Raw genomic sequence first — 12,774 nt, forward strand, 5'->3', positions numbered from 1 at the left:
CATCGACGGCCCCTTCCTCCAAGGGAAGGGGCCCGTCCGCGCTGGAGTTCCTGATGGAAACGCTTTTCGGCATCGTGGTGGACGGGGTCGCCTACGGGATGATCCTGTTCATCATCTCGGTCGGCCTGTCGGTCACGCTCGGCCTGATGCGCGTGGTCAACCTCGCGCACGGCGCCTTCGCCATGGTCGCCGGCTACGTCGCCTCCTACGCCGCGCAGGGGCTGGGCCTGCCCTACGCCGTGGGTCTGGTGGCGGCGATCCTGTTCACCGTGCTCGCCACGCTGCCGCTGGAGAAGCTGCTGTACCGGCGCATCTACGGCTCCGCCAACGAGCTGGCCCAGGTGCTGCTGACCATCGGCCTGACCTTCGTCATCGTCGCCGGGATCAACTACCTGTTCGGCCCGACGCTGAAGCGCATCCCGCTGCCGGACGCTCTGCTCGGCACCGTGGCGATCGGGCCGAAGTCGATCCCGGTGCACCGCGCCTTCGTCATCGCCATGGGGGCGGCGACCGTGCTGGGCCTGTGGTGGCTGCTGGAGCGCACCGATTTCGGCATCAAGCTGCGCGCCGCCGTGGACGACCCGAACATGGCCGCGGCGCTGGGCATCCGGACGGAGCGCCTCTACACGGCGACCTTCGCGCTGGGCACCGGGCTGGCGGCGCTGGGCGGCGTGCTGGGGGCGGAGCTGCTGCCGCTGGAGCCCTATTACGCCATCCGCTACATCGTCCTGTTCCTGGCGGTGGTCGCCGTCGGCGGGGCGGGCAACATCCTCGGCTCGGCCGCCGCCGCGCTCGCGCTCGGCATCGTCGACACCGCCGGCAAATACTTAATTCCCAGCTTCGGCGAGTTCTTCTTCTACGCCGCGCTGATCCTGATCCTGTTCCGCTGGCCACACGGCTTCTTCCAGGGGAGGGCCGCCTGATGAGCGGACGTCACATGGGCGCGGTCGCCGCCGACCAGCCTCCGCAGGTCGCGGCGCGCGGTCCCCGGCTGCGCCGGACGCTCGGCGGGGCCGCGGTTCCGCTGCTCGCCGCCGCCGGTCTGGCCGCCTTCTGGCTGTTTCCCAACGACCTCGGCCTGATGACGCGGATCGCCGCGACGGCGCTCTACGTCCTGTCGCTCGACCTCGTGCTCGGCTTCGGCGGCATCGCCACGCTGGGGCAGGCGGCGATGTTCGGCACCGGGGCCTACGCCGCCGGCATCGCCGCCGTGCATCTGGTGAGCGACCCGCTCGTCCTGCTCGCCGTCGGCGGTCTAGCCGGCGGTCTGGTCGCCCTGGTCACCGGCGCGCTGATCCTGCACGCGCGCGGCCTGACGCTGCTGATGCTGACCATCGCCGTGGTGCAGATCGTCCAGGAGGTGGTCAACAAGGCGCGCGATCTCACCGGGGGCAGCGACGGCCTGTCGGGCATCGAGCCGAGCCCGCTGTTCGGCCTGTTCCGCTTCGACATGTTCGGGCGCACCTCCTACCTGTTCGCGCTGGCGGTGCTTCTGGTCGGTGTCCTGGTGGCGCGGCGCATCGTCCGCTCGCCCTTCGGGCTGGCCTGCCGGGGGGTGAAGGAGGACCCGCTGCGCGTCGCCGCGCTGGGCGGCTCGCCGCGCCGCTATCTGGTCACGCTCTACGCCGTCGCCGGGGTGTTCGCGGGGGTGGCCGGGGCGCTGACCGCGGTGACCAGCGGCATCGTCGGGCTGGACAGCGTCAGCTTCTCCTGGTCGGCGGAGGCGCTGGTCATGCTGGTGCTCGGCGGCGCCGGGCGGCTGGTCGGCGCCATCATCGGCACGGTGGCCTTCATGACCATCCATCACGTCATGGCCGCGATCGACCCCTTCCATTGGATGCTGTTCATCGGCCTGTTCCTGATGGGCACCGTGCTGTTCCTGCCGGGGGGCATCGCCTCGCTCGCCGACCGTTTCATCAAGGGGAACCGGGCATGACCGCGCTTCTCGACGTCCAGGGGCTGAGCAAGAACTTCGACGGTTTGCAGGTGTCCGCCGACATCACCCTGGCGCTCCATCCCGGTGAGCGCTGCGCGCTGATCGGGCCGAACGGGGCGGGCAAGACGACCTTCGTCAATCTGGTGACCGGCGTTCTGGCGCCGAGTTCCGGCACCATCCGGCTGGCCGGTCAGGACGTCACCCGCCTGTCGGCCCAGGCGCGGGTGCGCCTCGGGCTGATCCGCTCCTTCCAGGTGGCCCGGCTGTTCCGCTCGATGACGGTGCGCGAGCATCTGGAGCTGGCCGTTCTGGAGCGCGAGCGGAAGACCTTCCGCCTCTTCGCCTCGGTCCGGCGCACGCCGGGTCTGGCCGACGAGGTGGCCGGCCTGCTCGACGGCATGGGGCTGGTCCCGGTGGCGGACACCGCCGTCGGGGCGCTGGCCTACGGGCAGCAGCGTCTTCTGGAGATCGCGCTGGCGCTCGCATTGAAACCGAAGCTCCTGATCCTCGACGAGCCGGCGGCCGGCGTGCCGCATTCGGAAAGCCACCGCATCCTCGACGCGCTGGACCGTCTGCCGGCCGATCTGGCCGTGCTGATGATCGAGCACGACATGGACCTGGTGTTCCGCTTCGCCAAGCGCATCGTCGTGCTGGCGCAGGGCCGCCTGCTGTGCAGCGGCACGGCGAAGGAGATCACCGCCGATCCGCGCGTCCGCGAGGTCTATCTGGGGAGCCGGGCCAATGCGCCGCACTGAAGGAACGCTGGAGATCACCGGCCTGACCGCCGGCTACGGCGAGACCCGCATCGTCGAAGACCTGACCTTCACCGTGCCGGCGGGTGGACGGCTGGCCCTGCTGGGCCGCAACGGCATGGGCAAGACGACGACGCTGGCCACGCTGGTCGGGCAGACGACGCGGCACGCCGGCAGCATCCGGCTGGACGGCGTCGAGCTGGGCGGTCTCAATTCCTCGGCACGGGCGGCGGCCGGGCTGGGCTACGTGCCGCAGACGCGCGACATCTTCCGCTCGCTGACGGTGGAGGAGAATCTGGTCACCGGGCTGAAGGGCCGTCCGCGCTCCGCCCTGGAGGAGGCCTACGCGCTGTTTCCTCGCCTGAAGGAGCGGCGGGGCAACGGCGGCGGCGCGCTCTCCGGCGGCGAGCAGCAGATGCTGTCGGTCGCCCGCGCGTTGCTCGGCCGGCCGACGGTGCTGCTGCTCGACGAGCCGCTGGAGGGGCTGGCCCCGGTGATCTGCGACCAGCTGATGCACGCGCTGGCGCAGCTCACCATCACGCTGATCCTGGTGGAGCAGCAGGTGGACCGGGCCCTGGACTTCGCGCAGAGCGCGGTGATCCTCGAACGCGGCCGGGTGGTGCATGAGGGGGCGGCCGCCGCTCTGCGGGACGACCACGCCCTCATGGAGCGGCACCTCGGCGTCGCTCTGGCGGTGTGAAGGTCTACGGCGTCAGTCGGCGCGGACCGTCCGGTCCGCCGGCCCCGTGCCGACGATGCGCACCCACAGGTCCCGCCACGCCGCTCCCGACGCGTCACGGGGGGTCTGGAAGGTCTCCACCGGACCCGCCAGCCTCCCCGCCGGATCGACGACCGCCCGGATGCCCCAGAAGCCGAGCGACGAGACGCCGGGCATGCCGTAGCGATGGTCGAGCGCCTGGACCAGGGTGCTGCCGGACTCCAGCGGCTGTTCGCGCCAGATGAGGTTGTCCATCGAGAACCAGCGGAAGACCTCGGCCTCCGGGGTCGCCGCGACCGCCGCGATGGCCGGCGAGCGCTGCCGTTCGAAGCGCTCCCATTGGATCTCTCCGTCGCTCAGAACGGAGTGGAAGCCGACCAGCACCGCGTCCGGCGTTTCGGCCACCACCCGGCGCAGCACCGGCTGGAACAGGGTCGGGTAAGCCGTCACCTGGGCGGTGCCGCCGGTCTGCGCCGTGGCAAGCGCCTCGACGCGGTCGTTGATGGCCCAGCCGCCGAGCGTGTAGGCCGTCACCAGGATCAGCGCCGCGCCCGCGATGTCCTGGGCCAGGGCCGCCCGTTTGCGGAGCGCGACGCCGGCCACCAGCGAGACCACCAGGATCAGGCTGTAGATCGGGTCGATGATCGGCATCGCGTTGATGGCGAAGCGCGTGATGGTGAGCGGGTAGAGCCACTGCGTGCCGTAGGAGGTGAAGACGTCGATCACCGGGTGGGTCATCAGCGCCAGGATGGCCAGCCAGATCCAGGCGCGCCGGGCCTCGCCGTCGCCCGACGGGCTGTCGGGACCATGGCGCCGGCGCTGCCAGCGCCAGACCAGCCAGCCGAGCAGAAGCCCGGCGACCGGGCCGAACAGGATGGAATGGGTCAGGCCGCGGTGATGGACCCAGTTGGCGAAGGGGCCGCCGATCCAGCCGGCGGCGACGTCGAGGTCGGGGATCAGCGCGATGCCCGCGCCGACGGCCAGCGCGCGGCGGCCCAGCCGGCGGCGGAAGCCGGCCTGCGCGACCGTGGCCCCGAGAAGCATTTGGGTGACGGTGTCCATGGTCCCTGGCGATGTGGTGATGAACTGGCGTCAGCCGCCGGGGGCGACCGCCAGCATCCGCTTCAACGCGCCGGAGATCTCTTCGACGCGCACCGGCTTGGGCATGATCGCGATGGGGTCCGAAAAGCTCACCTTCAGCTTTTCGGAAATCTCGCCGGTGGCGTAGCCGCTGACCACCACCACGGGCAGGCCGGGTTCCTCGCTCCGCAGGTTGCGGATCAGCTCGTCGCCGGCCATCACCGGCATCCTGAGGTCGGTGACCAGGGCGTCGAAGGAATCGCCCTGCCAGATCCTCAGGGCCTCCTGGCCGTTGAAGGCCGTGGTGACCCGGAACCCCTCGTCCATCAGGCCATGCTCCAGCGCCATGATCGCGATGGCTTCATCGTCGACCAGCAGGATGTGGCGGGGTTCGGTCATGGCGGCTCACCGTACAGAGAAAACACAGTCCCGGGTGCGGGACGATGTGGTCCAGCTCCCGGTACGATTGTAACCGGCGACGCGATGAAAAACAAAGCTGAACGGGCTATGGTTGTTTCCCCGGCCATTTCGGGGGGCTTCTAGCCCTTGTTCGTTCCGCGGGGATGTGTGCATTCTTCCTGCTGGGAACCGGCACGGCGACGCCGGGGGAAGCCTTCACCAAAGGAGGACCCGCGACCTTGAAAATCGGCCTGAGGACGATGCTGATCGCCTGTCTGGGAGGTGTCGGGCTGGCCTTCACGGCCGGCACCGCCGCGATTCTGCAGGTCGAAGCCGGGGAGCGGCTTCAGCGCGTGATCGGTGAGCAGCTGCACCTCTACGCGGGCCAAGTCGCCGACAAGCTCGACCGTGGCATGTTCGAGCGCTACCGCGATCTTCTCGTGGTGACGAGCCTTGAAACCATCCGCGCGACCGACGCTTCCCGCGATTCGCGGCGCGCCGTCCTCCAGAAGCTCCAGGACAGCTATCCGGATTATGCCTGGATCGGCTTCATCCGGCCGACCGGCCTTCTGGAGGCGGCGACGGGCCGTGTCTATGAGGGCATGGACGTGAGCGCGCGCGACTGGTGGAAGCAGGGGTTCGACCGCCCCTATGTCGGCGACGTGCACGACGCGGTGGTTCTGGGCAAGCTTCTGTACGCCAACCGGATGGAGATTCCGCGTTTCGTCGATCTGGCGGCGCCGGTGCGCGACGAGCGGGGGACGCTGACCGGCGTCGTCGCCGCCCATCTGAGCTGGGACTGGGCGTCGGAGGTCGAACGCTCGGTGCTCGGCCAGATTTCCGAGGACGCCGCGGTCGAGGCGATGATCCTCTCCGCCGACGGCACGGTGATTCTCGGGCCCAAGCCCCTGGTGGGCAAGCCGCTGGCCTTCGCGTCGGCGCAAGGGCGGCGCGCCTGGATCGAATCCTGGCCGGACGGGCGCCGCTTCCTGACGAGCGTGGCGCCGACCAAGGGCTACCGGGATTATCCCGGGCTGGGCTGGAGCGTCGTGCTCCGCCAGCCGGTCGATCAGGCGATGGCGCCGGTCACCGAGTTGCGGAACCGGGTGATCGCCTGGGGAATCGCCGCCAGCCTGTTGGCGGTCTTGGTCGGCCATGTTCTGGCGGCGTGGCTGTCGGCGCCCTTGCGCGCGATGTCCAGGGCCGTCGAGGCGGCGGGCACCGACGGCGCGATGCCTGTCCTGCCGCTGACCGGCCGCTACACGGAGGCGGCCACGCTGTCCGGGGCGCTGCACGCCTACGTGAGCGACCTGCAGGAGGCGGACCGGCGGCTCCGCGGCACGGTCGCCGAGAAGACGGTGCTGCTTCGCGAGGTCCACCACCGCGTGAAGAACAACCTTCAGGTGATCTATGGCCTGATGATGGTGGAGATGCGCCGCCTGCCCAAGGGGGACCTGTCGCGGGGCCGCATCGAGGCGCTGGCCGGGCGCGTCACCTCGATGGGGCGCCTGCACGAGCAGCTCTACACCTCCGGCGACCTGATGAACGTCGATTTCGGGACGCACCTGCGCCAGCTCTGCGACTCGCTTCAGGAGCTTCGCCCGAACGAGACGATCGCCATCCACGCCGATGCGGATGACGTGGCCTGCTCCATCGAACTCGCCACGCCGCTCGGCCTGATCGCCAACGAACTCGTCGTCAACGCGCTGAAGCACGCCTTTCCCGAGGGGCGGGGCGGGACGGTGACGGTCCGGCTGCGGGAGGCCGGCCATCGTCTGACGATGACCGTGGCCGACGACGGCATCGGCTGTCCGGACATGCCACCCAAGGGGGGGATCGGCACGACGCTGGTCGACGCGCTGGTCCGGCAGGTCGGCGGCACCATAACCTTCACCTCGCGGTCCGGCTGCGCCGCCACCGTCAGCGTGCCGTTCACCGCCGACGCGAATCGTCCCGTCGCCGTTCACGCCTGATGTGATCCCGGCGTCGGGTGTGTGGCCAAATCATTTCTTGGAAATCCGGACGTTACTGCTCAGTCTTCGCTTGTAAAAGCCGGTGGACCCTCCCATTTGGGACAGATCAAGATTGCTAAGGGGTTCGTTGTTTGCAGCCCCGGCCATCCGCTCTGGGCCTCTTTTTCCCAAAGTGTATTTGATGCCTTCCCGATGACGGGAAGGCCATGGTGTCGGCCGCGGGTCTGCGTGCGCTTTGAGCGCGGCACATCCCGGATTTCAACACAAAACAACAAAGGCCGGCGGGCTTCGTCTTTGCCGGCAAGGGGATTCGCATGACCATCAAGCTTCCGACGACCGGGACGGTCCAGTCCGCCCAGCCCCAGCATCAGCGGCCCGTTCCCGTGGTGGAGCCGGCGTGGGCGCCGGGCTGGCCGCGCCTCACCCCGCGGGAGATTCGAAAGATCGTTCTCGATACCATGGGCTGAGCAGCGGTTCCGTCAAAAAATCCTTTCCACACAAGCCATTGGGGGACAGCCACCCTATGCTCGTCCAGGTTCGCGACAACGATGTGGGGGGCGCACTGCGCGTCCTGAAAAGAAAAATGCAGCGCGAAGGGCTTTTTCGTGAGATGAAGCTGCACCGGCGTTACGAAAAGCCCTCGGAGCGCCGGGCACGGCAGGCGGCGGAATCGGTCCGGCGGCGGCGAAAGCTGCTGCGCAAGCGTTTGCAGCGCGAGGGCTATTGACCGTGGCCACCGATGCCTTAATTTGAGGGACGGCGTCAGGGCCGTCAGCACCCATTCCGGTTCCTCGCCGGACAGACCGTTGGAGACAGGACATAGCTAAACTCTACGATGCGGACCCGGTCCGCGAAGGCCCGCGCATCAATCGGGAAATCACGGCACGCACGGTTCGCCTCGTCGGTGCCAATGGTGAGATGATCGGCGTGGTCTCGCTGCGCGACGCCTTCGACGCTGCGGTCGAGGCGGAACTCGACCTTGTCGAGGTGGCCCCCCAGGCGGAGCCGCCGGTCTGCAAGATCCTCGACTACGGCCGGTTCCGGTTCGAGGAGCAGAAGAAGGCCAACGAGGCGCGCAAGAAGCAGAAGATCATCGAGATCAAGGAGCTCAAGCTCCGGCCGAACATCGATGACCACGACTACGACGTGAAGATGCGGGCGGCGCGGCGCTTCCTCGAAGAGGGCGACAAGGTCAAGATGACCATGCGGTTCCGCGGGCGCGAGATGGCGCACCAGGATCTGGGCATGAACGTTCTGATCCGTGTGCGCGACCAGTTCGAGGACATCGCCAAGGTCGAGCAGATGCCCCGGATGGAAGGGCGCATGATGGTCATGGTCATCGCCCCGCGCTGACCGGCCGACGCGTTCGACAGTCTGTTTGACGGCATGGGGACCGCCCTTCGTGGGGCGGTCCCCATGCGTTTGATGGTCCTGTTTCCGGCACCCGTTCCCATGCCTGCCCCGACGATCCTGCCCCGAGAATGGAGCGGCACCCCCCGGCGCCTTTCGCCAAAGGCCTCGGCATCACCCCAATTATTCACCGGCATCGCTGTACCCGATTGGCACCGGCCCGTGTTTACCAGGGCACGGCTGACCGGGAGTCCTCTCGATGCTGAGCCTTCGCCACGGCCTCGTCGCCTCGTGCCTGCTCGTCCTGCTCTTGTCGGGCGGGGGCCGGGCCCAGCAGCCGGCGAACGCGCCACCCCCAACGGTCACGACCGAGGTGGTGCGCGACCGTGAGGTCACCCCGACCAGCGAATTCATCGGCCGCGTCCAGGCGATCCAGGACTTCGAGGCCCGCGCCCGCGTCGAGGGCTTCATCGAGCAGGTGGCCTTCCAGGAAGGGCGGAACGTCACCAAGGACACGCTGCTCTACGTCATCGAACCGGCCCCCTATCAAGCCGCCGTGGACAGCGCCAAGGCCGACCTCGCCCGCGCCCAGGCGACGCTGCGCGAGGCCCAGCGCGCTTTCCAGCGCGCGCAGGAGCTGCGGACACGCGGTAATATTTCGCAGGCCGACGTCGATCAGGCCCAGGCCGGGCAGGAGACCGCGGAAGCCGACATCATGCAGACCCAGGCCAAGCTGCGGCAGGCGGAACTCAACCTCGGCTACACGCGGATCACCTCGCCCATCGACGGGCGCATCGGCGCCACCGCGATGACGGTGGGCGACCTCGTCAACCCGTCCAGCGGCCCGCTCGCCACCGTCGTCCAGCTCGATCCCATCCGGGTCGTCTTCTCGGTCAGCGACCGCGACGTCCTCCAGGTTCAACGGGCCTCCCCCGATCTCGCCTCCTCCGAAGCGGTGAACCGTTTCGTCCCGGCCCTGCGGTTGGCCGACGGCTCCGAGTATGAGCAGACGGGCAAGGTTTCCTTCGCCAGCAACCGGATCGACCCGCAGACCGGGACCATCCCCGTCTACGCCGATTTCGCGAATCCCAAGGCGCTCCTGCTGCCCGGCCAGTATGTCACCGTCCTGATCCGCCCGGCGAAGACCGAGCGGCAGCCGGTGGTGCCGGTGTCGGCCATCCAGCAGGACCAGCAGGGCAGCTACGTCCTGGTGCTCGACCAGCAGAACCGGGCGCAGCGCCGCCCGATCGAGCCCGGACCGCAGATCGATCAGGTGATCGCCGTGCCCAAGGGCGTCCAGGCCGGCGAGACCGTCATCGTCGGCGGCGCCCAGAAGGTCCGCCCCGGCATGGCCGTTCAGCCCGAACGGGCCTCTCAAACCGCCGAGCAGCCGCGAGGATAGGCGCCCATGCTCTCCGGCCTGTTCATCCGGCGCCCGAATCTCGCCATCGTCATCGCGCTGGTCGTGACCATCGCGGGGGCGCTGGCCATCCTGGCCATCCCCGTGGCGCAGTTTCCACCGATCACGCCGCCCTCGGTGCAGGTTTCCGCCAGCTACCCGGGCGCCAACGCCCAGGTCGTCGCCGACAGCGTCGCCGCCCCGATCGAGGCGCAGGTGAACGGGGTGGAAGGCATGCTCTACATGTCCTCGACCAGCACCGACACCGGCGCCTACACGCTGTCGGTCACCTTCGCGCAGGGCACCGATCCGGATCTGGCCCGGATCAACGTGCAGAACCGCCTGTCGCTCGCCACGCCGACCCTGCCGTCGGAGGTGTCGCGCCAGGGCGTCACGGTGCGCAAGCAGTCGTCCAACATGCTGATGGCCGTCAACGTCTTCTCCCCCGGCGGCCAGTTCGACCCGATCTTCATCTCCAACTACGCCAGCATCAACCTGCGCGACGCCATCGCGCGGGTGCCCGGAGTCGGCGACGCGCAGGTGATGGGCGCGCTGACCTACGCCATGCGCGTCTGGATGGACCCGAACCGCATGACGGCGCTGGGCATCACCGCGGCGGACGTAGTCGCGGCGATCCAGACCCAGAATCTCCAGGCCTCGGCCGGGCAGATCGGCGCCCCGCCGGTCCCCGACGGCCAGCAGCAGCAGCTGACCATCCTCGCCCGCGGCCGGCTGGACGATCCCAAGCAGTTCGCCGCCATCATCGTGCGCACCAACGCGAACGGCGGCGTGGTGCGGCTGGGCGACATCGGGCGGGTGGAACTGGGCGCGCAGAGCTACGGCTCCACCGCCAAGCTGGACGGCGACCCGGCGGCGACGCTGGTCGTCTACCAGTCGCCGGACGCCAACGCGCTGGACGTCGCCAAGGCGGTGCGGGCGGAGCTGGACCGGCTGTCCGGCCGCTTCCCGGAAGGGTTGGACTACGCCGTCGTCTTCGACACCACCGGCTTCGTCAGCGCGACGATCGAGGAGATCGTGCTGACGCTGGGCATCACCTTCCTGCTGGTGGTGGTGGTCATCTACGTCTTTCTCCAGGACTGGCGGGCGACGATGATCCCGACCCTGGCGATCCCGGTGTCGATCATCGGCGTCTTCGCGGTGCTGCTGGTGCTGGGCTACAGCGCCAACACCATCACGCTGTTCGCGCTGGTGCTGGCGATCGGGCTGGTCGTCGACGACGCCATCGTGGTGGTCGAGAATGTCCGGCGCGTGATGGAGGAGCATCCCGACCAGCCCGCCCCCTCGGCCAGCCGCATGGCCATGGAGCAGGTGACCGGCGCCATCGTCGCCTCCACCCTGGTGCTGGCCGCGGTGTTCGTGCCGGTGGCCTTCCTGCCCGGCATCACCGGCCAGCTCTACCGCCAGTTCGCGGTCACCATCACCACCGCCTTCCTGATCTCCGGCATGGTGTCGCTGACGCTGACCCCGGCGCTGTGCGGCCTGCTGCTGCGCCCGCCGACCCCGCCCTGGCGCCCGCTGGCCGCCTTCAACCGCGGGCTGGACGGGGTGCGCGACCGCTACGGCGGCCTCGTCGGCTGGCTGTCGCGCAAGCTGGTGATCGGCATCGCCGCCTTCGCCCTGCTGACCGCGGGGGCCTTCCTGCTGCTGCGCGGCCTGCCCACCGCCTTCCTGCCGTCGGAGGACCAGGGGTATTTCTTCGTCAATGTCCAGCTGCCGAGCGCGGCGTCGCTCAGCCGGACGGAGGCGGTGATGAACGACGTCAACGAGCGGCTGCGCGCGACGCCGGGCGTTGCCCATGTGATCTCCATCGCCGGCTACAGCATCCTCAGCGGCGCCGCCTCCAACGTCGGGCTGCAGATCGCCGTGCTGAAGCCCTGGGGGGAGCGGGGGGCCGACGAGACGGTGGACGCACTGCTGGGCCGGCTGCGGCCGCAGCTCGCCGCGGTGCCGCAGGCGACCATCGCCGCCTTCAACCCGCCGTCCATCCCCGGTCTCGGCAGCACCGGCGGGTTCCAGCTCCAGGTGCAGGCGCTGGGCGGGCAATCGGCGCAGCAGCTCGGCGCGGTGCTGCGCGGCCTGCTGGTCGCCGCCAACCAGGACACGCGGCTGTCGGCGGTCTTCAGCACCTTCAGCCCCGACGTGCCGCACCTGTTCATCGACCTCGACCGCACCAAGGCGGCGCTGCTCGGCGTCTCGCCGGGCGACGTCTTCACCACGCTGCAGGCCCATCTCGGGTCGCAGTACGTCAACGACTTCAACCTCTACGGCCGGGTCTTCCAGGTCCAGGTTCAGGACGCGGCGGAGCACCGGGACGAGGTGGCGGCCATCGACCAGCTGTATGTGCGGAGTTCGTCCGGAGACATGGTGCCGCTGCGCAGCATCGTGACCATCCGCAACACGCTGGCCCCCGACAGCCTCGTCCGCTACGACCAGTTCCTCTCCGCCGCGGTCAACGGCAACCCGGCCCCCGGCGGCAGCTCCGGACAGGCGCTGGCGGCGATGCAGGAGGTGGCGAACCGCACCCTGCCGACGGGCTACGCCACGGAATGGACCGGCCTGTCCTATCAGGAAAGCCGCATCGGCAACCAGACGATCATCATCTTCGGGCTGGCGGTGATGTTCGGCTATCTGTTTCTGGTGGCGCAGTACGAGAACTGGCTGATCCCGCTGGCCGTGCTGCTGTCCGTGGCCATCGCGGTGCTGGGGGCCGGCATCGGCCTGAGCGTCGCCGGCATCGCCAACGACGTCTACGCGCAGATCGGCCTCGTCCTGCTGGTCGGCCTCGCCGCCAAGAACGCCATCCTGATCGTCGAGTTCGCGCGGGAGCAGCGCGCCGCCGGCCACCCGATCATCGATTCCGCGGTGATGGGCGCCCGCCAGCGCTTCCGCGCGGTTCTGATGACGGCTCTGGCCTTCATCCTGGGGGCGGTGCCGCTGCTGGTCGCCACCGGCGCCGGGGCGGCCAGCCGGCGGTCGATCGGCACCACGGTCTTCAGCGGCATGACCGCGGCGACGCTGGTCGGCATCATCTTCGTGCCGGTGCTGTTCGTCGCCTTCCAGCGCCTGACCGAGCGGCTCGTCCCGCACCGCGAGGCGGCGGACGTGCCTGCGAAGACCTCTCCGGCGGAGTGAGTCCGCCACCGGGG

At 69.3% G+C, this 12,774-nt stretch carries 12 protein-coding genes; 10 read left to right on the plus strand and 2 right to left on the minus strand.

The window, feature by feature from the left end:
• Positions 1-53 precede the first annotated feature (53 nt).
• From DXK32_RS03025 to DXK32_RS03040, 4 genes are read left to right on the plus strand one after another with little or no spacing between them, the layout of a single operon-like run.
• Entirely contained in the window at positions 54-923 is an 870-nt protein-coding gene (locus tag DXK32_RS03025; protein ID WP_014198978.1) for a branched-chain amino acid ABC transporter permease, read from the plus strand.
• The gene (locus tag DXK32_RS03030; protein ID WP_114857171.1) at positions 923-1,936 is read left to right on the plus strand and encodes a branched-chain amino acid ABC transporter permease; all 1,014 of its coding nucleotides are present in this window, start codon (positions 923-925) and stop codon (positions 1,934-1,936) included. The genes DXK32_RS03025 and DXK32_RS03030 overlap by 1 nt, the downstream gene beginning before the upstream one ends.
• Positions 1,933-2,691, plus strand: coding sequence for an ABC transporter ATP-binding protein (locus DXK32_RS03035; protein WP_114857172.1), 759 nt, complete (start codon positions 1,933-1,935; stop codon positions 2,689-2,691). The genes DXK32_RS03030 and DXK32_RS03035 overlap by 4 nt, the downstream gene beginning before the upstream one ends.
• On the plus strand, positions 2,678-3,388 hold the full coding sequence (locus DXK32_RS03040; protein ID WP_114857173.1) for an ABC transporter ATP-binding protein: 711 nt from the start codon (positions 2,678-2,680) through the stop codon (positions 3,386-3,388). The genes DXK32_RS03035 and DXK32_RS03040 overlap by 14 nt, the downstream gene beginning before the upstream one ends.
• Before the next feature lie 12 nt (positions 3,389-3,400).
• Here DXK32_RS03040 and DXK32_RS03045 read toward each other — a convergent pair whose 3' ends face one another.
• Both DXK32_RS03045 and DXK32_RS03050 read right to left on the minus strand, forming a co-directional pair.
• Positions 3,401-4,468: a metal-dependent hydrolase gene (locus DXK32_RS03045; RefSeq protein ID WP_114857174.1), complete on the minus strand. Its 1,068-nt coding sequence runs from the start codon at positions 4,466-4,468 to the stop codon at positions 3,401-3,403.
• 30 nt (positions 4,469-4,498) lie between these two features.
• Positions 4,499-4,885 carry a response regulator gene (locus tag DXK32_RS03050; protein ID WP_114857175.1) on the minus strand — a complete coding sequence of 129 codons (387 nt, stop codon included), beginning with the start codon at positions 4,883-4,885 and terminating at the stop codon, positions 4,499-4,501.
• 239 nt (positions 4,886-5,124) lie between these two features.
• Between DXK32_RS03050 and DXK32_RS03055 the strand changes: the two genes are divergently transcribed.
• The 6 genes from DXK32_RS03055 to DXK32_RS03075 all read left to right on the plus strand — a co-directional run bounded on the left by DXK32_RS03055 (position 5,125) and on the right by DXK32_RS03075 (position 12,760).
• The gene (locus DXK32_RS03055) at positions 5,125-6,858 is read left to right on the plus strand and encodes a sensor histidine kinase (RefSeq protein ID WP_247876945.1); all 1,734 of its coding nucleotides are present in this window, start codon (positions 5,125-5,127) and stop codon (positions 6,856-6,858) included.
• Between the two features lie 314 nt (positions 6,859-7,172).
• Entirely contained in the window at positions 7,173-7,325 is a 153-nt protein-coding gene (locus tag DXK32_RS31980; protein WP_162801045.1) for a hypothetical protein, read from the plus strand.
• A 56-nt stretch (positions 7,326-7,381) separates the two neighbouring features.
• Positions 7,382-7,585 carry a 30S ribosomal protein S21 gene (gene rpsU / locus DXK32_RS03060; RefSeq protein WP_014198985.1) on the plus strand — a complete coding sequence of 68 codons (204 nt, stop codon included), beginning with the start codon at positions 7,382-7,384 and terminating at the stop codon, positions 7,583-7,585.
• A 92-nt stretch (positions 7,586-7,677) separates the two neighbouring features.
• Positions 7,678-8,211: a translation initiation factor IF-3 gene (gene infC / locus DXK32_RS03065; RefSeq protein WP_035673684.1), complete on the plus strand. Its 534-nt coding sequence runs from the start codon at positions 7,678-7,680 to the stop codon at positions 8,209-8,211.
• A 256-nt stretch (positions 8,212-8,467) separates the two neighbouring features.
• A complete protein-coding gene (locus tag DXK32_RS03070) occupies positions 8,468-9,610 on the plus strand; it encodes an efflux RND transporter periplasmic adaptor subunit (protein ID WP_114857177.1) in 1,143 nt (380 codons plus the stop codon).
• Between the two features lie 6 nt (positions 9,611-9,616).
• Positions 9,617-12,760, plus strand: a complete 3,144-nt coding sequence (locus tag DXK32_RS03075) for an efflux RND transporter permease subunit (protein ID WP_114857178.1) — start codon at positions 9,617-9,619, stop codon at positions 12,758-12,760.
• Positions 12,761-12,774 lie beyond the last annotated feature (14 nt).

The sequence above is a fragment of the Azospirillum brasilense genome (assembly GCF_003349955.1).
GTDB lineage: Bacteria > Pseudomonadota > Alphaproteobacteria > Azospirillales > Azospirillaceae > Azospirillum > Azospirillum brasilense_B.